The following is a 23347-nucleotide window of genomic DNA, read 5'->3' on the forward strand; positions in this document are numbered from 1 at the left end:
CAGGACGAACGGAGTGCGGAGGCAAGACAACCCGTCAAACTCATTGAAACCATGTACCAGTTGTTTCCCGGGCAAAGCTGGTCATTGTGATTGGTCCGGCTGAGTTGATTGATTCAGTGGTGCAATAAGCTTTTTGCAGTGGGCTTAATGATGTTTTTGTAAATCATGATTTTTTTCGGCTGCGTAAAGGTGTCTTCAGTGGTCTTGTACTGGTTTGCGTGGTGGTTCTGTATGGAGCCAGTACCTCCATGAACTCTCTAGTAAGATGCTTCATTTGGGTCTTGTGCTGATCGTTAAAATTCAATTCATCCGGGATCAGGTATTTTTCGTATTTTTGCGATGAGCGGATAAGACAAAACGAATTTTTCAGGTATCGTTTTGTGTATTGATGGATAATTGCTTCTGTTTCTGATACCTGATCTTTTTTATTCATGAGTTCAAGTGAATTTTTTAAGCCAATGCCTATGATTCGTTTACAAAGCGATGTATGAACCAGGTCAATTGAGTTTGGATCCATTAATACCGGCGGAGGGAAACCAAATTTCATAAAAATATATTGCACTAACATGTAATTTGTTCTGCAGGTGCCATCCATCGGTGTATGTAGCTGCTCAAGTCTGGGCCAGTATGTGGCAACTGTTCCAATCAGTTTTGCCAGCAGTTCAGGCTTCTTGATTTTCTTGTGCTGTAGTGATTCCAGTTGTGTATTCAGCGGCGTGATGATTTCTTTCTCAAGAAGGGCGATGAGTTGGTATTTGAACAAAATTTTATCAATCCCGTTTGTTTCTGATATTGGACCATTAGGTCCTAATGCCCTGAAAGAAATGGTGATACCTTTAAGGTCGGTATAATTTGCAATCAGTCTGGTATCAGAAATTATGCTCCCTTTTGGAGAAGTGGCAATGGTTGCACCATGGGTGCCACGGCAAAGCTCATAGCTTTCTTCCAGTCGTTGCTTGTACAGCAGTGCCTGGATGAAGCCTTTTTGGGTATGTTCACTGGAGGGGTAACCCACGTGCCTTTTTCGCACGGTTCCGGGAATATGGCTGTCAAGCATGTTTTGCACGCCTTCGGTCAGTAAGGCGTTGATCTGCATATAGCGTTGTCGGGAAATCAGGGGAGCCTCCGCAGGGTCATGCTGAATCCACTCTAACACCTGGCTCATACAGCGGCACCAGGCTGCTGTGCATCCTGGCTCGTTATCTTCATATTCCTGTGGGGAACGACTGGAAATAATGTCATCAGGATCAGCAAAGAGCAGGAAAAGGTGTTCTTCGGGAAAGCGCAGAAGAAAGTCAGGCCCTTCAGGCAGTGTTGCCATATCCTGAGTTGCCGTTGAGGTGAGTGGTGAGTGGGTTGTGGCGGTATTAGTCGAGACGTGCCTGTGACTGATTCTGGTGGAGTTCGAATCGCCAATGCCGCTGGTAACTGTTGTTCTGGTGGAGGGTAGGTCTGACTCCCTGAAGTGGGTGGCACTGCTGCTATTTGCAGTGTTATTGTCACTGAGAGGTGCTGTTCTTACGGCAAAGCTGGAATGGCAGGGTTGGATAATATCCGGCATAAATATGACTGTCTTTATAACTGCTTCTTGGCCTATTAAGACAGCGAAAGACAGGATTTGTTCAGATAAAAAAAAGCGGCTTTCGCCGCTTTTCCCGGATCAGGTGTTTCACCAATCCGCTCTTCTGAGAAACTCGTGTAAAAATCAGTTGCCGGAAAATTAAACTGAATCTTAGTTGAGCTTTTCCTTGATACGAGCAGCTTTACCGCTCAGCTCACGGAGGTAGTACAGCTTAGCCTGACGAACGTCACCACGACGCTTCACACTCACAGAAGCGATCAGCGGAGAGTAAGTCTGGAAGGTACGCTCAACGCCAACACCGCTGGAGATTTTACGAACGGTGAAAGCAGAGTTCAGGCCACGGTTACGCTTACCGATGACAACACCTTCGAACGCCTGCAGACGCTCACGGTTGCCTTCTTTTACCTTAACCTGTACGACTACAGTGTCACCCTGGCTAAAAGCCGGGATCTCTTTGTTCATTTGTTCAGCTTCAAGCTGCGCAATGATTTTGTTTTTGCTCATTGATAATTGCTCCTGGTTAGTCAATTCTGTCCCGCTCAAGCTGTGTTTCACTCAGATGGCCCATCCGAAACAAGCCGATAGCACAATCTGGTTGGCTTGAGAGTCAAACTCTCAGGCACAGTCGTCGCTCCTGGCTGAGTGTTCAGCAATAAACTCCGACAACAACCTTTCTTCCTCGCTGGTCAGTGACCTGGTTTGCTGAAGGTTCTCCAACAGGTCAGGCCGTCTCAGCCAGGTTCTGCCCAGAGACTGTTTCAGTCGCCAGCGCTCAATCAGTGCATGGTTGCCTGATAACAGTACTTGCGGCACTTCCTGTCCTTCAAAAAGCTCAGGACGGGTATAGTGCGGGCAGTCAAGAAGACCATCAGCAAATGAATCTTCCTGAGCGGAATCCTTATGACCCAGGGTGCCCGGTACAAAGCGTGATACTGCATCAATCAGAGTCATGGCAGCGAGTTCGCCACCACTTAACACGTAATCACCAATAGACCATTCTTCATCGATTTCGGTCTGGATTACCCGCTCGTCAATACCTTCATATCGCCCCGCGACCAGGATCAGTTTCTTGCTCTGGGCAAGCTCCTCTACTCCTTTCTGGTCGAGCATGCGACCCTGGGGAGAGAGGTAAATCACTTTGGCCTCGGTTCCTGCAGCTTTGCGGGCTGCATGGATGGCGTCACGCAGAGGTTGAATTTTCATCAACATGCCGGGACCACCGCCATAAGGTCGGTCATCCACAGTTCGGTGCCGGTCATGGGTAAAGTCCCTGGGATTCCAGATCTGTACCTCAATCAGCCGTTCCTTAACCGCGCGGCCGGTAATACCGTGCCCGGTTATGGCCCGGAACATCTCCGGGAAGAGGCTGACGACACCGAACCACATTCCGATGTCCATGGCGCTCTTGTCTGTGTCCTGATGAGTTTCTGCCAGTGTTTCTCCGGCTGGCTCATCAAGGGGTGAGTGTTGAGTCGTCATGGCCAGTTAAAACTCCGGGTCCCAATCTACCCGGATAAATCCTTTCTCAGGATTGACGTCTAGCACCACTGATCCGGTAAGCCAGGGTACCAGACGCTCTCGACGGTCAATGCTGCCTTTTGTGGGGCGAATGACCAGTACGTCGTTGGCACCTGTCTCCATCAGGTGGCTGACTTTGCCCAGCAGAACATTGTCTCCCTCAGCGTTGCGGGAGAAAACATCCAGCGATTCCAGTTGATGCCAGTAAATTTCGTCATCTTCCGGTTCGGGCAGATCATCGGCGCTGATGGTAATCTGGTAACCGCAGTAACTGCGGGCCAGCTCACGATCGTCACAACCGACGATATGGGCAATCAGACCTTTCCCGTGTGGCCGGGCCTGATCGATTTCAACGGTTTTAACATCACCGCTCTTTTGGCCAGCAGGGTCAAGAATCCAGCGTGGGTAGTTGAGGATGTTTTCCATCGGGCTGGTGTTGGAGTGAATCTTCAGCCAGCCTTTGACCCCGAATACGGAGGAAATATGGCCTAACGCAATGCGCTTCACAGCGCCCTCTACTGCCGTTGTCACTGGGTTGTTAACCTCACGCAGCCTTTTTGGCTTCTTTCAGAAGCTGGGCAACGCGGTCAGATGCAGTAGCACCCTGGCCCAGCCAGAATTCTACACGCTCGTTATCAACACGCAGGCGCTCTTCCTGGCCACGAGCACCAGGGTTGAAGAAACCTACGCGCTCAATGAAACGACCGCCGTTAGCGTTACGGCTGTCAGCCACGGTCAGGTGGTAAAATGGACGCTTTTTAGAGCCGCCACGTGCAAGACGAATGGTTACCATGGAATAGGGTTTCCTATAGTTGTTTCCGGCAACTGGTTTTCTGGGTTTACTGGCCAGACGCACAGGACGTATGACTGTAACCCAGAAGAGTTGAGACAGATTTGAGCGAGGAAAGTTCCTTTTTCATCATCCATCAGCCAATCCATGATCGGATTCAAGCCAATCATAAAGGGCGCATATTGTAGGGAAAACCAGAGGAGGAGGCAATATGCTGTGATAAGTATGTTCCCTATGCGGGCGCTGTGCTTACCTGTCTTGGGAGCGGTCTGAAATAACCTCCGTATTTCTGCAGACGCTACCCGCTGCCCGGCAAGCTGGAACCACTTGTGCTTTTGCGGGCATCGGGTGGCGTAAGCGTTCAAGCAGGGGGCAGACCCACCCCTGCTTGTCGAGATCGGCTTTTAATGGATTGGCCCCGAATTTCTCTTTCCAGAGTCGCAGTATCAGTTCCCTGATATCACGGGCCGGGCGGAGGCTGATACGCGGAAGAACATCAACAACCAGGTAATTGTACACATCAAACTCATCGAAATAATGTATGTTAAAACAGGCTGATATTAGGTTTCGGTTGATCGCATTGTTCTAGCTTATATAGAGAGCGCTCCCCCCAATAGCCTGTATCAAAATCATCCAGTTTTTTATTTTCTATTCCACTATCGTCTGAATCGTAAAGTATGTAGCTTCCATCACGAAGCATAAAATAGTAGTCGTCGGCATAGTAAAATGCTCCGGTAATTTGAAACTTATACTGCTCCATATCAGTCCATCTGGAATTGTTAACAGGTGCTGGATAGCCATCCAGGACATAGTCATTAGCGATTGAGTACTTAATGTAAGTCCCATCAGCGAGGAAGAAGTACCAATAGTCACCATCTGCTGATGATAAACCTGCACGAATAAGGAATCTATAATCCTCAAGTCCAGGCCAATTATGATTGTTTACTTTAAAGCGATTGTTGATGTATTCAAGCCCCCAACCGTCGGTTTGAAGTCGATAGTAATCACCTAAAGAAGTAAAGACATAGCGTACGTCATCGTTCTTATTAATGGATGCTGATACCCAGTGGTCATCAAAATGGGGCATTCCGTAGGTGTTAGATGAATAATTATAACTTTCGTACCCATAATAAATCGTATCAGCTTTCTCTAAGTTCAACTCTTTCTTTATATTTGGTCCTGTTGCTTGTCGGCTACGATATTGTGCCTGACCAAGGGCGTTTGATAGCAACCCACCGTTTGTATACCAGGCTGAAAATCTTCTACCATGTGATTCTCTTTTGTTTGTTACCTTCTTGTTACTCATGAAATTGATTTTATGTCCTCCTATAAAGAAGTAATCCATATAATGAACAGCTGTTATATAGCCATTCTCTGGTGAATTTTTGTCATTCCATACAGTCAAATTAGTCGTGTGTTCTGCATGCCCAGGTTCATTTAAATAGGCATCTAAAACCTTAAGGTATTGCTTTTCAGCATCTTCGTAGTCTTTAAGGGATTGTTGCTTGATTATTTCAGGTGGCTTGAAGCCGTACATATCTACAAGATTGCTGTTTTTTTCATCAGCCCAAGACCAGCCTAAATCAATAGATATTGTGTTAGCATCTGATTTTCTTTTGGTCCACACAGCATTGCGATGATTGGATTGGCTATTATCGTCAGAAAGATAACCGACCTTTGACTTTATCTTAAACTGAAGACTTCCATTATAGATATGGACATCATCAAGATAAACAACATCAGCAGAGCTAGGGTCTCGATCACCGTCACAATCCCACTTGGCTTGATGTTGGTCGTAATTAATGGGGGCATTCCCGAACTGATCATCTCCAGGATGCGCATCCCACTGCAAGCCGCATCTCCTTCCATCGGAGTCTTTTGTCCATATCTTAACTAACCCTGTCTTGTTACCATCCCCGAATGATTCTATATGCATTCCATATCCATTGCCATCACAGTTCCACGTTGTGTTTCGTTCACCGCTGACAAGTGAAGCCTCCACATTCAGTTTGCATGAGCCATTATCGGTGGTTATGTATTTATTGAAGAATAATGTTTCGTTGTGCAGTTCATTGATTAGCTCAAAGTTTGTACCAATCCATTGCTTGACAATGTCTGTCTGTTCGTCGGCAATGACTGTGTTTGTCATAAGCAAAAAACCAGCCGTATAAATTATATTCTTCATAAAAATCTCTAAATTTAATACCAGTTTATGTTATTTAAGACTCACGTCAGCAAAGGAAAGAAGACCATCTTAGGATAGATCATAAACTTGCGGATATTCTGCTCTTCATCATCATCACACGAGTAGTTGCTACGGTTCTTAAGGTAGACATTAAGCCTCGCCCACAGCACTGCCTCCTGGGAGGCTGACCGAGAATAGACTGCCCTACGCGGCAACTGCTCCTGCGTTGCTCTAGCTCCTGCATCCATGCAGTCGTGCGGTGGCAGCAAATTGGTCTAAAAAGTCGGAAATTTTTAGCAAATAGAACCACTATTCACTAAAAATTTCCGACTTTTTATCCTCAATTTTCTGCCATCCTCGCTACGGGCGCTATTCTCGGACAGCCTCCTGGTCTTGTGCGCCCTGAACAACCATCTCGTGTAAGCGTTCAAGCAAGGGGCTGGCACTCCCTGCTTGTCGAGGTCGGCTTTTAATTAATGGATTGGCCCCGAATTTTCCAGTCCAGAGTCGTGGAGTCAGTTCCCTGATACCACGATCCGGGTGGAGGCTGATACGCTGTAGAACATCAACCGGCTCGGGCTCAGAGTAACAACCGCCTGTGAGAATCGTTTATGAATCAGGCTTTTGTGTCAGAATAACCAGAGCTGCTGATTTCCCCAGATTGGCGACCCTTCGGCTTGCCGAGCAATAGGCATCGAATTGACTTTCACTGTCATTATTAGCGGCTTGTAACATTTCTTGAGTTTCTTCAGCCCCGGTCAGCGGCATTTTGACGACTAAGGGAACTGTCTCAGTGCCTTCCATGTTTCCCATGGAGTCAGCATAATGAAGGACGTTGCCTTCTTTACGCCAGCCCACAAAATGGCCTGTTTCAATAGTGACCGCGCCAGCGAATTCGTAATCCTTCTTTTTTCCGTTGGCAGTGGGAATAGAGACATCTTTCCACCACTCCAGCTCGGGTCTGATCTCGGTTCCAAAGTTGGGGATGGTTACCAACAACACTTCCGGGGAGTGATGGTTATCAGGTAACAACTCTTTGAATGCACAATCATCAAGTTCCATTCCTTGCTTAGTGTTCCTGAGCCAATTATCGATCAGCTCTTGCAGGGTTGTTGCCAATCGAGAAGAGGTTGCGGTTATTCTGCCACTTACAGGTTCGTCTTTGTTAAAGCCGGTTAGCTTATGATTAACGAATATCTGCACTCCCTGGCTATTGATAAATGATGAACTAACGGTACGGGGAAAGTCGCCATAGAGATAGTGTTCTTCAACCTCGGCTGCCATCTCCCTCGATTTATTCACCGGGTCACCAAAATATACAAATTTTCTACCGACCAGATTGCCTGTGCTGCTTTCATATTTATCCGTACATTTTATGGCAAGTTCCTCACCCCGTTTGTATTCGTCGACAGTCCAAAAAAATTTTGGCGGGTTGGAGTGGGGTGGTCCTTTTGGTTGTTCTTTATTGTTCACTACTTTGGTCAGGCCTGCTGGTATTGTAATTGAGGGAATTCTATCATCCCTGAGACTGCTGACTGGTTCCTGTGTGTCACTGATAGTGACGAAGCCATCCCCGGCTTCAATCGATACTATTTTGTGCTTCAAAGAGGACTCTGTATATTTAAGGATATCGAAATTTTCGGATGGGACTTTTCCAGCATCCGGATAATCATAGATGCGTTTGAGGATTGTGGTGATAATATCCGATATTGAAAGGGGCATGCTGAGTGTTCCATTGCGGAGTTGGAACAGTGTTCTTATGCGGTCCAGGCCCTCATCGGCAATGTAGCCTTTATTATTTTCATCAAAGTGAAAATGTTCGCATATCGGTAAAAATTCATCCAGAGTATTGGCATCTTGCATTTTGCCTTTCGATTTTAGTTTACTGGCTCCGGCACCAATCTCGCCAATCAATGTATTCAATGCGCCTTTGTTTGATAGAGCCATAAAAAAGGCAGCCAGTGCACAGTTGTTGTTTTTTGCCTGGATGCCTGAATACATGGTTAATGAAACATTGCCGAATGAGTGTATTAGCTGTGGCGTCGGAGAAGGGCAGGCCGCGCTGGTTGGGCTCTCCGGTTGCTTCTTAACTACTTGCCCCTCGGATATATCTCTCTGGGGAAGTTCTTGCGCTTGCGGGATGCGTTTTCGCTGTTTCGGATCAGGTTTTTGCGTCTGCGGGAGAGATTTTGAGCCAATGGATTTTCGAGGTTTTGGAACAGGCGTTTGTTTTCGTGGATCAGACTTTTGCTCTTGCGGATCAGACTTTCGCTCTTGCGGATCAGCTTTTGGCTTCTTCGGATCAACCTTTGGCTTCTTGGGATCAGGCTTTTGTTTTTGAGGGATAGTTCCTGTGTAGTACATCATTAAGCCATAGAAGGCAAGATGCGAGCCATTAATGGATGTTGGGGGGGGGCTATCCGGAGGAGATGATGAGGGCGAGTCTTGATTGGGGCTAGCTGATGCCTCTTCCGATCCGGTATCAGTCTTTGGAGCAGGGGGGGGGGTTGGTGTGTGCTGGTTAACGGGAATTTCGATCATTCGATTTCGAATCGGAATGTCACCGACATTACTCTCGCTGGTGCAGTTGGCACCATCTCTTGTCAAGCCGAATGAACCCAGGCAAACACTGTTGCTGCGAGGACGGCCAGCTGTAAAGTCTTGATGTTGCGGGTCAGGTTGGCTTGCTGGCAAGCTTGAATAATCATGGTTGGGCCGGGTAATCTTATCCACTTCGAATACTCCATTATGCTGATGGTCAAAATTTAATTTTTTATAAGGTCATTGCTCGTTTTGGTTTATTAAAATAAATGCCTTATTCATTTGCCCGGATTTGGGTCTCTGAACAGGAGCAGTGATTAAAAACAGAGGTCCTTTACCTGACCTGATTTCTAATTGCACAGAAACTTTGACAGCAAAAATTCGTAAATGTTCGGAATGTGGATTTTATTTATTATTCGGGATTGAAATAAATTATCGATTTCAATGAAAATTGTTATTAAATTCAAATGGCCAGCCCTGTTTTTGGAGCTGGCCATTAATGGGTTGTTAAAACGGAAACTTTTTGCCGCCACCGGGAGGCATCATGCCACCCATTCCGCCGGGTAGCTGGCCTTTCACGGACGACATGCCTCGCATAAGTTTGCTCATGCCGCCTTTTTTGGTGACTTTTTTCATCATTTTACTCATCTGCTTATGCTGCTTGATGAGTCGGTTGATGTCCTGGATCTGGGTGCCGGAACCAGCGGCTATGCGCTTTTTACGGGATCCGTTCATGATGTCCGGGTTGGCGCGTTCAGCGGGGGTCATGGAGTTGATGATGGCTTCCATCTGGACAAAAATCCTGTTGTCCATCTGACCCTGAAGCTGTGGTGCCATGCCGCCCATGCCGGGCAGTTTGTCCATCATGCCGCTGAGTCCACCCATTTTCTTCATTTGCTGCAGCTGGTCACGGAAATCTTCCAGATCAAAGCCTTTGCCTTTCTTCAGCTTGCTGGCCAGCTTGTCCGCCTTGCTGCGGTCCAGCTTGCGCTCGGCTTCCTCGATCAGGGAGAGAATATCCCCCATGCCCAGGATGCGCGAGGCAATACGGTCCGGATAGAAAGGCTCCAGGGCATCGGTCTTCTCGCCCATACCGATAAACTTGATGGGCTTGCCGGTGATCTGGCGCACCGACAGCGCTGCACCACCACGGGCATCACCATCCGCCTTGGTCAGGATAACCCCGGTCAATGGCAGGGCATCACCAAACGCCTTGGCGGTATTGGCTGCATCCTGACCGGTCATGGCATCCACCACGAACAGGGTTTCTATGGGGTTGATGGCGCTGTGCAGCTGCTGGATTTCAGCCATCATATCGTTATCGATATGCAGACGACCGGCGGTGTCGACAATCAGGACATCCGCGTGCTTGATGCGGGCTTCATGAATCGCGCCATTAACAATATCCACCGGTTTCTGGTCAGCAGACGACGGGAAAAAGTTCAGGCCGGTTTCCTGGGCCAGGGTTTCCAGCTGTTTGATCGCCGCAGGACGGTAAACGTCGGCACTGACCACCATAACGGATTTCTTCTGGCGCTCTTTCAGCCATTTACCCAGTTTGGCCGCAGAGGTGGTTTTACCGGCACCCTGAAGACCGGCCATCAGGATCACGGCCGGTGGCTGGGTGGCCAGGTTCAGTTCGTCGTTGGACGAACCCATCACCTCAATCAGTTCATTCTGGACAATTTTGACAAACGCCTGGCCCGGGCTGAGGCTGGACTGAACCTCCTGCCCGATGGCCCGGTCCCTGATCCGGTTGATAAACTCTCGAACCACCGGCAGGGCAACGTCTGCTTCGAGCAGGGCCATGCGCACTTCGCGCAGGGTGTCCTTGATATTGTCTTCGGTGAGTTTGGCCTTCCCGGTTACGGTTTTCAGCGTACGGGACAGGCGTTCGGTTAAATTTTCGAACATTCTGGGAATTACCCTGATCTAAGGTGTTTATGCGGTTGAACGCACAGAATGTCGGCCATTATATAGGAATCAAAACTAAAGCGGCATCCATTTCAGTGGATCCGGTGAAAGGTTGTTTGTCTAGCGCCGGGTAATATGACAAACTGCCGATGCTGCTTTACGTTGAAGCCCTGGTGTAGAAAAGCGTTGACATCCGTACACTTCGTTCATCCTGTGCTTGTCGAAGGATGGTGCCACCGTACTTCGACAAGCTCCGCACGAACGGTATGGGTAACAACGCTTAGCTGCGCTAGTACATGGTTTCAATGAGTTTGACGGGTTGTCGTGCCACCGCACTCCGTTCGTCCTGAGCGGAGTCGAAGGGCGGAAACTCCGGACTCTGACCGTGCCAAGCACCCTTCGACTCAGCTAAGGATGCACGGACGAAGGGTGATTGGCACAGTACTCAGGGTATGGCGTTTACGTCTTTCGACTCCGCTCAAGACGAACGGAGTTTGGAGGTCAATAAAGGATCCCATCAATTACATTGAAACCGTGTACTACTAGAGGGCTTCCTGCTTTTTTTGCTGCTTTGGGGATAAATAGGCTTTCGCTAATGAGTGTCATGTTCGTCAGTATGGGTGCGCTTGGTTGCTATCTGGCAGGCACGGTTGGGCAGGGGTTGCGAAACAGTGGGCGTGAAATGCCCAAATCGCTGGTTCTGTTGATTACCGCCCTTGGCCTGATTTTCCACATTATTGCGTTATACATTTCCATCCATACTGATCGGGGCATCAACCTTGGCGTGTTCACCATGGGGTCGCTGACCTCTATGATGGTGACCATGATGGTGCTCCTGAGCAGTTTGAAAAAACCCTCGGAAAGCCTGCTGGTGATGATTCTGCCGGTCACCATGCTGGCCATTGTGCTGGCACTGCTGGCCCCGGTTGAACATATTGTCTGGAACACCGCATCATCCATGGTTTCCCATGTGCTTCTTTCGGTTATGGCCTATGGCATTCTGATGGTGGCGGCATTTCAGGCCATTCTGCTCTCCTTCCAGGAACACCAGCTGCGCACTCACCGGCATACCATCAGAACACTGCCGCCGTTGCAAACCATGGAGCGGCTGCTATTTGAGTTTCTGGTCCTTGGGGTTATTTTGCTGACACTCTCGCTGGGCAGTGGGTTTCTCTTCCTGGAAGATATGTTTGCCCAGCGGCTGGTGCATAAAACGGTATTATCCATCACCGCCTGGTGTCTTTTTGCCGCACTGTTGATTGGCCACTGGCGATTTGGCTGGCGTGGGCAGACGGCTGTTCGCTGGACTCTGGCCGGTGTCCTGTTTCTGGTACTTGCTTACTTTGGCTCAAGACTGGTGCTTGACTGCGTGGTTTCCGGGCAGTCCTGCTTTTGAAGGGGCTTGTTCCGGAGAGTTATCAAAAACGGGGAGGCGTTGGGATGGTGGGCGTGCTGGAGTGTCGCCAGGAGGTTGTCCGGGAATAGACCTGGTGCATGGTTTCAATGTCATTGATGGGTTCTCTTTATCAATGGCACCCAAACTCCGTTCGTCCTGAAGCCTGTCTAAGGGCGGAAACTCCGGGCTATGATAGATCGTGCCAAGCACCCTTCGACTCCGCTCAGGGTGAACGGAGATTGTACACGTCAAACTCGTTGAAACCATGTCCTGGTGCATGGTTTCAATGTATTTGATGGATTCTTTCTATTAATGACTCCCAAGCTCCATTCGTCCTGAGCGGAGTCGAAGGGCGTAAACACCACACCCTGAATAAAGACTGTGCCAATCACCCTTCGTCGCGATTTCAGCTCTTGAATCCCGATGCCGTCTTAATTCGTGGTTGGCAGGGATGTGTCAATCACCGTCCTGTCACGCAACCATGAATCAAAACGATCCGTAATCAACTGATTGCACGCCTGCTGGTTGTTTATATGCTTTGCCATGTTGGCGTTATAGTTATCCAGCCAATGTTTTTCTTCGGGATTATTTGCCAGCAATAATTTCATAAACTCCCTTGTGGTCTGGGGGCTAACGGCAACATTGTGCTGACTCAAACAGTGTTTGGCGATTGCTAATTTACGCTCTTCAGAGCACTCTTCCCAGAGTTGATCAATATATTTCCGATAATCTTTGAGGTGATACCGACAAAGATGGGCTCTGTAACTATCCAGATTATAAAGAGGCAGGACATTGGATACCGGGTGCGATGTCGTGCTATTTTCTGTGCTTTGGCTGCCGGACTCAGACATGCTATTCCGGTCATTGTTGTGATCATCCGGGTTGTTGATATTGACTCCAAATTCCCGGTATTCATTTTCGGATTGAGGGAACATCACAAGGTTAATCATATTTAAAATCAACGCCAACACTGCTTCCTGGGGCAGATCATTGCATTCGTCCGGTTTGAAGGTAATTAATTCATTCAGTGGGCCACTTTTCCCCCCGGGATAATTTCCTTCTTTCAGGAGGACGGTTCTGAAATCAAAGAACAGATCTCTGAGATCGTTGATTTCGCCAGTATGGAATTCTCGATTATTCCTGATAAACCGTATTGCATGGTCAATATTTTTGAATTTAATGTTGAGCAATTCATTGATCATGCCAATAAGTTGATGTGGATAATCCCGGATAATCTCTTCCATGTGTTGTGACAGGATATCCCGGCTTAAACGATCCAAAGGTACTGAGGAACGGCGCAGAAAATGATTGTTCATCATCAACTCCAGCCATTGTGCCAGATTGAACTCACCCTGCTGATTAACACACGACTTATAAATGAGTTGGGAAAGCTGATTGATTCTTTTAGATTGGTAGCCATCGCACTCAGTTTCAGGGCCAAAACTGGCATTGTCCAATATCGACGATGAAAACGGCTCACCTTGAAAATAACAACTGCTAAATGAAATGTTGTCAACGGTCAGGCGGTTTAACACCTCTGTGTTGAAGGTGCAGCTCTTGAAGTTAACGGATTGCAACACGGTAGCGTTCATGGAACAGTTGCTAAAATCAATGCCATATATTTCATAATCACCCCTCAGCTGCAAGCCATCCAGCGAATCCAGCTTTCCCTCCAGCAGATGGGGGTTTTGCTCAACCAGCAACTGAATGCTCTCTTCGCCACACGCCTTGATGAGATTTCTGATGTTTTCGTCAACCTTGCTGTATTGATAGGTTAACTCATGGTAACAGTTGGACCAGGATTGCTGAAAAAGCTGTTCCAGCGGTCGCCCGTCGGGCCAGTGGGTATAGCGTTTCTTCAGGGTATGCAACAACTGTTGCTGATCTTCAGGAGAACTGATCTCAAGTTTGTTCAACTCATCATGCAAGGACAGAGGATTGGAAAACCAGGTTTCCTGATCCTCATCTCCCTGGATCAATTTCTGGTAATCATCCACTGACTGCGGAATGACTTTCTGATTCTCGATGTAGGCTATCAGTTCGGGGTATTGGTCTTTATTAAAATGCTGGTGATCTCTAAAAAATTTTGTATCCAGGCGGCGAAGTGCTTCAGGTTGCAGGACCACAGACATGGCGCCTGTGTATTCTTTTTTGGACTGATCCGCCAGATTATTTGCCTGCTCCAGGTCCATGATTCGGGTAAATACTTGTTTGGTGTTGAAATTTATTCTGAAGAACATACCCCCGGCATTCCCGGACGGTTTTATCCCTATCTGAGAACGTCGCCCAAAGGAGATCAGAGCCGCTTCATTTTGCAGGCTCTCGTTGACAAACTTGCTACTGCTCCGGTACTGGTCTGGACAAAAGTTTATACTGTGGCCGGGGCAGAACTTCCTTGCCGGGTCTGCCCCAATGCCATGGGGAAACCCCGGGCGGTTATGCACCCGACGTCCTGCGCGAATAAGGGAATGGCTGTCGCAATCGAGCAGTTGTTCATCATTGACGTTCAGCGACTGTTTAAGAAACGCTTTTTTGCTGGTGTTTACCGGAATATTGGTATCCGCTGCCACGGCGAGGTTCATATCACCAAGGCAGCCGTGGAAGTCGGCCAGGGCGTCCAGCCATTGCTCTTCCAGGTCAACAGTATTTGGCCGCTCGCCATCAATGCCCAGCCCTGCCAGTTCCCTGAACAACGCCTCAACCACGGATTTATCGTGTCCTGGAAAGGTGATGATCAGTTGATTTTCAAAGGTAAGGGCATCAGGCAGGTTCGGAGGAAAAAACAGTAGACTGCCGCCCTCACAGACGTCCGCTTCGAGTTCAACCCCATGTACCGGTGAGGCAGTCAGACCGCCTTGATCCAGCTGTTCCTGATTCAAGTAACTGACGCTCTGGCCTGTCAGTTTGGCAAAACCGTGGCTGAATTCAGCCAGTTGTATTTTTGCATCAACTTCTTCGCCGGTTCTTGAGCTGACTCGTGCAGGAAACTCAGGAGCAGGCAGGGGAAGTTTAATTGATGGCAGTTTTTCAATGGACGGCACGTCGGCCGTTAGCGCTGCCCGGCACTTGTCAACAATGTCCTGCAGAGTCACCACGGTCTCGTCAATGGTATCGTGATGCTCATTACACCATCGTGTTTTATCGTTGGTCAGCTGCCTGGCCAGGCCGTGACAGTCATTGGCCAGGCTGGTCAGCTCACTGCGCCAGTCGCGGTAATTGCCGTTCAGGGCATGGTTGGCATATTTAACCCGGCTGGCCAGAAGGTGTAATCCCCGTTCCAGGGCCAGGTTATCCGCCAGTTTGTTGCCGGCTTCGGGGGATAACTGGAGGGTCATCCGGGTAATGGGTTGGCCATTGGCATCCAGTAATTGGCTAATGCCGATCTGTCCGCCCTGGATATCCCGGCCTTTGACCGGCAGCCAACCGCCCCGGATACCCGCTGCCGCAATCGCCTGGTATTCCGCCATGGAAAACCGCTCACCTGCCGCCACGGTATGGGGCAGGCGGGTGGTCAGCCAGGCAATACGATCGTGAATGGTTTGCCGTAACCAGCTGCGGTCGCCGGGCAGAAAACCGCTGTGTTCGATCAGTCGGTCCAGGGTCTGCCAGTCAAGCTGGTGCAAGATATCTTTCAGGGTATGGCCCAGCAGGTCATCATCCAATTGTGCCAGAATATCGACGCAGGGGTTGTGGATGGGCAGCGAGTTCATGGAGGGTGCCTGAGGGTTCCGCAGTTTATTCAGCAGCACCGGCATGGAGGAAAAATCATCCGCTTTGGGAGTGGGCTCTGGTTTCTCAGGACACGGGTAGCGAGTTGCCATCCCGGCAAAGTCCCAGTGGAACATCACCGGCTCCCCTTCCGGGGTCAGTTCAATGCCCTCCCAGTCACTGTTCACCATATTTTCGTTACCGACAATCACATTGATCAGCAGCAATCTGGCCCACTGCTCGGAAGATAACGAGCGCAGGGTTTCCTCCCCGCCTTTGAGCTTACCCTGCCATTGTTCGGGGACAGGACTGACCAGATAAAAATGACCCTGTTCCTGATGGACAAAGCTCTCGGGTACGGTGATGCCCAGCAGTCGGGCCAGGTTGCCCATCAGTCGCTGGTTTTGTGCACTCAGCTCACCGCTGGTCGGTTTGATGTAATAGACCTGTTGGCTAACGGGATCGCTATACAGCCCCTTTGGCCAACTGCCCTGGCACTCTTTTATATCCGCACCGGTCAGTTGTGCCAGGGAGAAAGAGGGTGCCTGTGGTTCTGCCGGGTGTTCGGTATAAGGGGAGATTAACTCCCGGATAACAGCGGACTGTTCACCTATGCTATAAAGCTGATAACTGAATGGCGAAGGATGGTGTTCCCACCGTTTTTTCCTGTTTTCACACTTGCTGGCGGCACCGATGCTGAAGAAGTGTTCGCGATCTGTGGCGCTGTCCTGCAACTTGATCGGAAACCAGAGATCACCCTGCCTGGCAATCACCCGGCAGACTTCTTCGGCCAGCTTGCGCCACTCTTTCCTCTGTTGATCATCCTGACAGGCAGCAAAACATTCCAGCCGGTCCATGTAAAAACATTCCCTTACCCGCATAACCTCCAGTGTATCCGCATCATGGAGCAGACTGCGCAGGGTCTGTATCGCCTCTGGCAGAAGCTCGCAGCCCTCAGGGTTATCCTTGTGGCATATGGCTTCACCACACTGCCAGGCCAGAGACTGCGCCATGCCGCAGTTGCGCAGGTGTTCCATCAGGTTGTCAGCACTGGCTCGCTCCCACTCCTCCGTATCGAGCCCATCGCCTTCACGGCCGGTGTCGTGAAACAGACAGGCTTTGATCAGCAGCGGTACCATGTGGTCGGGAAATGCCAGCGCCAGGGGATCGCGGTGCTGTTTGCGCTGTTGCAAGAGGGCTACGGCCCAGATTGCCGTCCGGCAACTGTGCTGGACACCATGAACGGGGCGGGCAATGGTCTGGGCATCAGGTGAGACACTGGATGGAAAATAATGCTGTAGCAAGGTCGTTTTCGGGATATCACTGGAGTCAATCAACGATTGATCAATGATCGGAAGATTGGACGACTCAGTTTCGGCTTTGGCTGTTTTCGGAGGGGTTTTTGTTGGCTCTATAGTTGGGGTTGCCAGTGCTGTCTCAGTGATTTTCACAGCCGGGTTATTAATGACTGCTACTTTAGGCTCTGGCTTATTGGTGAAATCAACATTGGTCTTCAAAGCCTGACTGGAAGAACCAGTAATCGGCAGGATTACCTCTTTGCTTTTTCCAACTTCTCTGGCAAAGGCGGTGCTTGTCTTAACCATTTGGTTAGATAAACTAACACAACGTTGATCAGGCAACTCTTGTTCTTTTGTTGCATCTATTGTTTTAAAGTCGAGTGTTCTAATACCGAGCGGATCCATGCTTGTTACCTCCTCTGGCAATCCTTGCCGTTTCGATGTGATTAAGTTAAACCGAAATAATAATAATTTGGACAGTTCACCCATTAATTAGTTCAACCAAAGCGTCCAATGCACCTGCTGGCTTTTCATGGTTCGGTAACCATACGAAGTCAGAAAAGTACAGGCTCACTTCATATTGGCAAACACCAGGGCTTGGGACTTCGCCCTGAAGCAGGTAAAATAGGTAATTTTACCGCATCGGTTCTGACAAAAGGCGACAACTCGTTGAGTGAAGCACCCTTAAGCGCATTGATTGGCGCACTGATTTTTCTTCTGCTGTTTTCTGCATTTTTCTCCAGTTCGGAAACCGGGATGATGGCCATCAATCGCTATCGTCTCCGGCACCTTGCCCGCAAGGGTAACCGGGCAGCGAAAAGAACCAGCAGCCTGCTGGACCGACCTGATCGACTGATTGGGGTCATTCTGATTGGCAACAATTTTGTTAACATTCTGGCCTCTGCCCTGGCCACCATTATTGCTGTCCGCCTCTGGGGAGACAGCGGTATTGCTATTGCCACCCTGGGGTTGACCTTTATTGTGCTGATTTTCGGTGAGGTGACGCCCAAGACCATCGCTGCCATGTATCCGGAAAAGGTGGCTTTTCCTGCATCCATGGTGCTGGTTCCTCTGTTGAAGGTGCTCTATCCGATGGTGGTGCTGGTGAACTGGATCTGCTCTTTGCTGATGAGGCCGTTAGGAATACGGCCGGGCCAGGAAGGTGAGGATCAGCTGACCAGTGAAGAGTTGCGGACGCTGGTGAATGAGTCCGGCCTGCGCCTGCCGAAGAAGCGCCGTGGCATGTTGCTGGGCATTCTTGACCTGGAGAAAGTGCGGGTTGATGACATTATGGTACCCAGAAATGAGGTCTACGGTGTCGATATTGAGGATGATATTAAAGAAATTATTCTTCAGCTAAGGGATTGTCAGCATACCCGCCTGCCGGTGTATCGCGGTGATATCAATAATATTGTCGGTATACTTCACATGCGCAAGATTGCCCGATTGCTGACGCTGGAAAAGGTCAACAAGGCAACACTGTTGCAGGAAACCGCTGAACCGTATTACGTTCCGGAATCTACGCCTCTGCATACCCAGTTGTTCAATTTCCAGAAGGCCAAGGAGAGAACCGCCCTGGTTGTGGACGAGTACGGCGATATTATGGGCCTGGTGACTTTGGAAGATATTCTTGAGGAGATCGTCGGTGACTTTACCACCGATGTTTCTGACAGCAGCCAGGATATTACGCCCCAGGGGGATGGCAGTTATATCATCGATGGCTCAGCCTCCATTCGGGATGTTAACAAGGCGCTGGGCTGGAATCTGCCAACGGACGATGCCCGAACCATTAATGGCCTGATTACGGAAGAGATGGAAGCCATTCCCGAGGCCAGCGTGTGCTGGAAAATCAAGAATTGCCGTTTTGAGATCCTGCAGGTGAAAGATAACCGGATCAAGAGTGTCCGGATGTTTATGGCGAAATGAATACTCTCTTTTTTTGACAGAATGGGAAACTTTATGCAAACACCACAGTCAGAGTTCAGGTAAATAAACTTAAGTAAGGTTGAGGTTATGAATGCAACAGGCTGTATGGCAACTATTCGAAGTGCTTTTTCGGAAATTACGCCAGCGCAGGAGAATGCTATTGAATATGTGGCTTTAAGCGGTGGTATGCTCTGCGCTGGATGTGGCGCTGGTGCAACATCCGCGTATCTGATCACTTTGTGTACAAATGCTGGAATCCTGAAAGCATTATGTCTGGGTGGTGTTGGTGGTGGCTGTGCGACTTGTTCGGCTTTAGTGGCTGAAGATTTACTCTGGTACCGTAGTATATCTGTGCCTGATGAAGCCACCCCCAATCAATTGGCAGTGGTGAATCAGCCAGGAAGTACCTCGGTGCTTGACGTAAGCCAGGCTAATGAAGCTCTCAATAATAGTGGTGTTTGCTGTGAAGGCGATGACCAAAAGACAAAAGGTGTACCTAATTCTTCAATTGTTTTGACGGAACCACTGCCCTATGAAGAGTCACCCTTTAAGAAGATAAATTAGAGTGTATTTGCCCAATAACCTGTGAATCCTTTTGGCGAATTTATTCGTACAGCCAGATAATAACTATTAAAAATAAGGCAAAGGTTTCGCCATGAAAAAAAATGGAGTCAGGTTCTACGTTGCCGGTCTTTCCAACGTAGCCATTTTGCTGGTTCTTTTGATATCCCTGTTCTCTGCAAAGAGTTTTGCCCGGGACTCTATAAAAAATGATAAACAGTATTATCCTGCCTGGGAGCAGTGGCAGACGGTTGGGCATTCAACCTTGAAATGGGGCCTATGGGATATTTACGATGCCCAGTTGAAAACGCCCTCCGGCCGTTATGACGTTGCTGAACCCGCTTCCACTGATGTGGCGCTGCTTATCGACTATCGACGAAAGATCAGTAAAAAACGGTTGCTTTCGGCAACAGACCAACAGTGGGCTCACCTCGGGGTATCCCGGGAGAATAGAAAACGCTGGCTTAAGCAACTCAGCAAAATATGGAAGGGCGTTCGTGCGGGTGACCGCCTGGTTTTTGTGCTGTCGGCATCCGGCGGACGCTTTTATTTCGGCCACCGTTTTCTGGGCAGGATTGACGATGTGCGGCTGGCCCGAACCTTTCTGGATATCTGGCTTTCAGACAATACCGCCTACCCACAACTCCGGCAACAGCTTATCGGGAGTAAGCGGTAAACGCCCAGTCAAAAGTTACTGATTGCTCTGTCGATGATAGCTAATGAAGAATTTCATTAGTTTGATTGCTATGAACAATAAAACCGTATTCTTTTATCTTGGCGTTGTCTTTTTTGGGCTCTCCCGGTTTGCAGACGCTGACCTGTTAACGGATATCTCAGACGCATCCATCGGAAAGTTGCTCCGATCCCATCAGATTACCGGCACACCTGAGCCGGATACACCTGTGGAGCCGTTCACCTCTCCAGTGGTGAAGTTAGGCAAAAAGTTATTTTTCAGCCCCGATTTAAGCCTCAGTGGTGCCGTATCCTGTGCCAGTTGCCATCATCCCCAAACCGCTGGCGGTGATGGTCTGGCACTGCCCGTCGGCGTGATCGTTAACGACCACAGGCTGTTCGGGCAAAAGCGGCTGGATGCCCTGAAAGGTTTATATCCGGACCAATACGAAGAGCTGCTGATCCCCAGAAACTCACCGACGGTATTTAATGCATCGCTGTACAGAGAGAATCTATTCTGGGATGGTCGTTTGCAGTACCTTCAGGAAGCGTTACCCGACGCTGGCATGGCCTCACCTTCCTGTGGTGTTGGTGGTAATGGACGGCTGGTGCGTCTTGGTAATGGCTATTCCAATCTGCGACCGGAATGCTATGAGGAGAAGAACCTGTTGCAGGCACAGGCCCGGCTGCCGATGGTCTCTCCCTTCGAAATGAAGGGTCTGAAAGATGCGCATTACAATCACCATGAACTCTATGAAATCATCATACAACGACTTCAGTCTAACCCGCAGTGGTGCAGCATTTTCCGGCAGGCATTTGCCGAGTCAGAGGCAGCCACTTGCCAGGAGATGATCCATATCGACCGGGTTACCGAGGCATTATCCAGGTTTCAGGGGCACTTGGTGTTTATCGACAATGCTTTTTTTCGTTACGTAAAAGGCAAAGGTGATTTGACACCCCTGGAAAAAGAGGGGCTAAAGCTCTTTTTTACTCCAGTGGTTCGCAATGGTGCCGGTGCCGGTGCCGGTTGCGCAGGGTGCCACAGTGGCAATCATTTGTCCGATGAGCGGTTTTACAATATCGGTGTTGCGCCCTACGGACGGGGAGCGAATGGGCGCGGCCTGGACTACGGTCGTAAAAATTTCAATTTCAGGCAGATGCCCTATTCGTTCCGTACCCCAAGTCTGCTGAATGTTGCTTTGACAGGGCCTTATTTTCACAATGGTTCAGCCGGGTCTCTTTATCAGGTAATAGAGGCACATACGCTGCACTGGCAATTCCAGCAGATGGATGACAGAAAAAATAAGCCGTCAATAGCTCAGACTATCCGCAATACAGCGAAGCAAGGCCCGGGTTACCTGCGGCTGCCTTACCATTTGAAACCCTCTCAGATTGAGGCATTGATTGCGTTTCTTAACACATTGACAGATTCGTGTGTGAATAAACGTCAGTGTATAGACTATCTGGTTGACCGGCAGCCCATTATTACGGAACAGGATAAGGCAGACGATGTAAAGCAATCGGCGCTGCCTTTGGTTCCAGCACCAGATTTATCAGGTGAACGGGTGGCTGTACCACCACCTCCCGTTCATGGATGTGGGCGAAATGCCACCGACATGAAATCTGTTGATGCTGTTACCACACCGTTGACGAATATCACCCGGGCCAGCGGTCTGGACCATCGGCGGGTAATTGGTCTGGTTAAGCCCGGGTGGATAATGGATATCGTCAACTGGTCTGGCGTATCGGCATTTGATATTGATAACGATTGCCTGGATGATTTGATTTTCAATGATAATCAGGGGAATGTCATTGTCTACTATCAGCAGCCATCCGGTGGGTTTCGCAAAGAGATGCTGCCGCTTGTGAAAATCAACACAACCGGTGCCATTACTCCGCTGGTGGCAGATATTGATGGTGACTACAAAGCCGATCTCTTTCTCGGGAACAGTGGCAGTTACTTTCCCCAGATTATTTTCAATATGGTCGAAGCGCCTTCATCCATGGTGCTGAGCAATGTTCAGGGACCGACGTTAAACGCCAGTTTTGGTGATCTTGATCAGGATGGGCATCTGGATATGGTGATGGCCTTCTGGCGTAGCTACAAGTCAGCACGTCAGCCACAGGTGTGGCGCAATCATGGCTATCGTAACCTGCGGCCTGAGGGCATCGCCTATCCCGGGCTGAGGGGCAGCTATGGAGAGCTATTGCATGGGGATGGCGTGATTCACCAGCAGCATGATCTGCCGTTGTTTGGGGACAGTGATTTTACCTTTACCCCCAATATGGTCGATTTTGATAATAACGGTGTTCCGGATGTGCTGTTGACAGCCGATTTTTTTACCTCGCAACTGTGGCAATCAACGTCTGAAGGCTTGCAGGATATTACGGATATTAATGTCATTAATGGCAGTTTTGGCATGGGGGCAGCCATCGCCGATTTTGATAATGATGGTGACATGGATTGGTTTGAAAGCAGTATTTACAGCTCTGAGCGGAATCGGAAATACACCGGAAACCGGCTATATGAAAATATCGGCAATTTTAACGTCCGGGAAGCGACCGAAAAAACAGGTTTGCAAAAAGGAGGCTGGGGCTGGGGCAGTTGTGCTGCTGATTTTAATAATGACGGTTTGCTGGATATCTTTCATGCCACCGGTTATGGTGCCCTCCCGGAAACCGCTGTTTTTAATTCCGGGTTGGAGAAACAGCAGAACCTTCAGTTTTTGCAAAGCCACGAGGCATTTAATAACGCCAGACCAAGGCTGTTTATTAACCAGGGTGGCATGACATTTTCAGAGGAGTCTGCCGCGTGGGGGTTAACTGAGGTGAATGATGGTCGTGGCATTGTCTGCTTCGATTATCAGCAGGATGGTGATATTGATATTGTCATCAGCAACTGGGAAGGCAGGCCAACGTTCTATCGCAATAACAATACAGAGAACAATGACTGGCTATCGGTAAAGCTGGTGGGTTTGCCGGGAAATACCGAGGCGTTGGGAGCCAAGCTTTATCTGCATACTGATCAGGGGGTGCAGTATCGGGAGTTGCGCTTTGAGAACAACTACGTATCGGCCAACCCCAGGCAGTCTCACTTTGGCCTGGGGCGGGACAGGAGCATTGACAAACTGGTGATTGAGTGGCCTGCACCTGACCGGGAATCAACAATAATAACTACACCGGACAAAAACCAGCGACTGGTTATCTATCACCCGGCCCTGGAACAAAACTAAATCATCCCTTAAGTAGCTGGCCA

General features: G+C 49.1%; 15 protein-coding genes. 5 read left to right on the top strand and 10 right to left on the bottom strand.

The window, feature by feature from the left end; translation table 11 throughout:
* Nucleotides 1-163: 163 nt before the first annotated feature.
* The 9 genes from ACO6VE_RS11240 to ffh all read right to left on the bottom strand — a co-directional run bounded on the left by ACO6VE_RS11240 (nucleotide 164) and on the right by ffh (nucleotide 10530).
* Nucleotides 164-1165, bottom strand: coding sequence for a hypothetical protein (locus ACO6VE_RS11240; protein ID WP_422461336.1), 1002 nt, complete (start codon nucleotides 1163-1165; stop codon nucleotides 164-166).
* 567 nt (nucleotides 1166-1732) lie between these two features.
* A complete protein-coding gene (rplS, locus tag ACO6VE_RS11245) occupies nucleotides 1733-2086 on the bottom strand; it encodes a 50S ribosomal protein L19 (RefSeq protein ID WP_422461338.1) in 354 nt (117 codons plus the stop codon).
* 111 nt (nucleotides 2087-2197) lie between these two features.
* Complete coding sequence (trmD, locus tag ACO6VE_RS11250) at nucleotides 2198-2968, bottom strand: tRNA (guanosine(37)-N1)-methyltransferase TrmD (protein WP_422449562.1); 771 nt, start codon at nucleotides 2966-2968, stop codon at nucleotides 2198-2200.
* A 99-nt stretch (nucleotides 2969-3067) separates the two neighbouring features.
* The gene (gene rimM / locus ACO6VE_RS11255) at nucleotides 3068-3631 is read right to left on the bottom strand and encodes a ribosome maturation factor RimM (RefSeq protein WP_422448709.1); all 564 of its coding nucleotides are present in this window, start codon (nucleotides 3629-3631) and stop codon (nucleotides 3068-3070) included.
* A 13-nt stretch (nucleotides 3632-3644) separates the two neighbouring features.
* Nucleotides 3645-3893, bottom strand: a complete 249-nt coding sequence (rpsP, locus tag ACO6VE_RS11260) for a 30S ribosomal protein S16 (protein WP_269673688.1) — start codon at nucleotides 3891-3893, stop codon at nucleotides 3645-3647.
* A 246-nt stretch (nucleotides 3894-4139) separates the two neighbouring features.
* The gene (locus ACO6VE_RS11265) at nucleotides 4140-4409 is read right to left on the bottom strand and encodes a hypothetical protein (protein ID WP_422448705.1); all 270 of its coding nucleotides are present in this window, start codon (nucleotides 4407-4409) and stop codon (nucleotides 4140-4142) included.
* Between the two features lie 25 nt (nucleotides 4410-4434).
* Nucleotides 4435-6075 (bottom strand): hypothetical protein, encoded by a 1641-nt coding sequence (locus ACO6VE_RS11270; protein WP_422461340.1) that lies wholly within the window; start codon nucleotides 6073-6075, stop codon nucleotides 4435-4437.
* Between the two features lie 609 nt (nucleotides 6076-6684).
* Nucleotides 6685-8808: a hypothetical protein gene (locus tag ACO6VE_RS11275; RefSeq protein ID WP_422448702.1), complete on the bottom strand. Its 2124-nt coding sequence runs from the start codon at nucleotides 8806-8808 to the stop codon at nucleotides 6685-6687.
* A gap of 315 nt (nucleotides 8809-9123) precedes the next feature.
* A complete protein-coding gene (gene ffh / locus ACO6VE_RS11280) occupies nucleotides 9124-10530 on the bottom strand; it encodes a signal recognition particle protein (protein ID WP_422461342.1) in 1407 nt (468 codons plus the stop codon).
* Between the two features lie 595 nt (nucleotides 10531-11125).
* Here ffh and ACO6VE_RS11285 point away from each other — a divergent pair.
* Nucleotides 11126-11926, top strand: coding sequence for a cytochrome C assembly family protein (locus tag ACO6VE_RS11285; RefSeq protein ID WP_422448698.1), 801 nt, complete (start codon nucleotides 11126-11128; stop codon nucleotides 11924-11926).
* 431 nt (nucleotides 11927-12357) lie between these two features.
* Here the strand turns inward: ACO6VE_RS11285 and ACO6VE_RS11290 are convergent, their stop codons facing one another.
* Nucleotides 12358-17337 (bottom strand): hypothetical protein, encoded by a 4980-nt coding sequence (locus ACO6VE_RS11290; protein WP_422461344.1) that lies wholly within the window; start codon nucleotides 17335-17337, stop codon nucleotides 12358-12360.
* 264 nt (nucleotides 17338-17601) lie between these two features.
* Between ACO6VE_RS11290 and ACO6VE_RS11295 the strand changes: the two genes are divergently transcribed.
* The 4 genes from ACO6VE_RS11295 (at nucleotide 17602) to ACO6VE_RS11310 (ending at nucleotide 23324) form a co-directional block, all read left to right on the top strand.
* On the top strand, nucleotides 17602-18858 hold the full coding sequence (locus ACO6VE_RS11295; protein ID WP_422449561.1) for an HlyC/CorC family transporter: 1257 nt from the start codon (nucleotides 17602-17604) through the stop codon (nucleotides 18856-18858).
* An 87-nt stretch (nucleotides 18859-18945) separates the two neighbouring features.
* Nucleotides 18946-19422, top strand: coding sequence for a hypothetical protein (locus ACO6VE_RS11300; protein WP_422448694.1), 477 nt, complete (start codon nucleotides 18946-18948; stop codon nucleotides 19420-19422).
* A gap of 91 nt (nucleotides 19423-19513) precedes the next feature.
* A complete protein-coding gene (locus tag ACO6VE_RS11305) occupies nucleotides 19514-20095 on the top strand; it encodes a chalcone isomerase family protein (protein ID WP_422461346.1) in 582 nt (193 codons plus the stop codon).
* Nucleotides 20096-20138: 43 nt separating this feature from the next.
* Complete coding sequence (locus ACO6VE_RS11310) at nucleotides 20139-23324, top strand: cytochrome c peroxidase (protein WP_422461348.1); 3186 nt, start codon at nucleotides 20139-20141, stop codon at nucleotides 23322-23324.
* Nucleotides 23325-23347 lie beyond the last annotated feature (23 nt).

Source organism: Endozoicomonas sp. ALB115 (assembly GCF_049310245.1).
In the GTDB taxonomy this organism is placed as follows: Bacteria; Pseudomonadota; Gammaproteobacteria; order Pseudomonadales; family Endozoicomonadaceae; genus Endozoicomonas.

What these genes read in the sequence shown, in the direction of transcription:
- rplS (WP_422461338.1), bottom strand. Translation starts at nt 2,086, where the DNA reads ATGAGCAAAAACAAAATCATTGCGCAGCTTGAAGCTGAACAAATGAAC.
- ACO6VE_RS11285 (WP_422448698.1), top strand. Translation starts at nt 11,126, where the DNA reads ATGAGTGTCATGTTCGTCAGTATGGGTGCGCTTGGTTGCTATCTGGCA.
- ACO6VE_RS11290 (WP_422461344.1), bottom strand. Translation starts at nt 17,337, where the DNA reads ATGGATCCGCTCGGTATTAGAACACTCGACTTTAAAACAATAGATGCA.
- ACO6VE_RS11305 (WP_422461346.1), top strand. Translation starts at nt 19,514, where the DNA reads ATGAAAAAAAATGGAGTCAGGTTCTACGTTGCCGGTCTTTCCAACGTA.
- ffh (WP_422461342.1), bottom strand. Translation starts at nt 10,530, where the DNA reads ATGTTCGAAAATTTAACCGAACGCCTGTCCCGTACGCTGAAAACCGTA.
- ACO6VE_RS11300 (WP_422448694.1), top strand. Translation starts at nt 18,946, where the DNA reads ATGAATGCAACAGGCTGTATGGCAACTATTCGAAGTGCTTTTTCGGAA.
- ACO6VE_RS11310 (WP_422461348.1), top strand. Translation starts at nt 20,139, where the DNA reads ATGAAGAATTTCATTAGTTTGATTGCTATGAACAATAAAACCGTATTC.
- ACO6VE_RS11240 (WP_422461336.1), bottom strand. Translation starts at nt 1,165, where the DNA reads ATGAGCCAGGTGTTAGAGTGGATTCAGCATGACCCTGCGGAGGCTCCC.
- rpsP (WP_269673688.1), bottom strand. Translation starts at nt 3,893, where the DNA reads ATGGTAACCATTCGTCTTGCACGTGGCGGCTCTAAAAAGCGTCCATTT.
- trmD (WP_422449562.1), bottom strand. Translation starts at nt 2,968, where the DNA reads ATGTGGTTCGGTGTCGTCAGCCTCTTCCCGGAGATGTTCCGGGCCATA.
- ACO6VE_RS11270 (WP_422461340.1), bottom strand. Translation starts at nt 6,075, where the DNA reads ATGAAGAATATAATTTATACGGCTGGTTTTTTGCTTATGACAAACACA.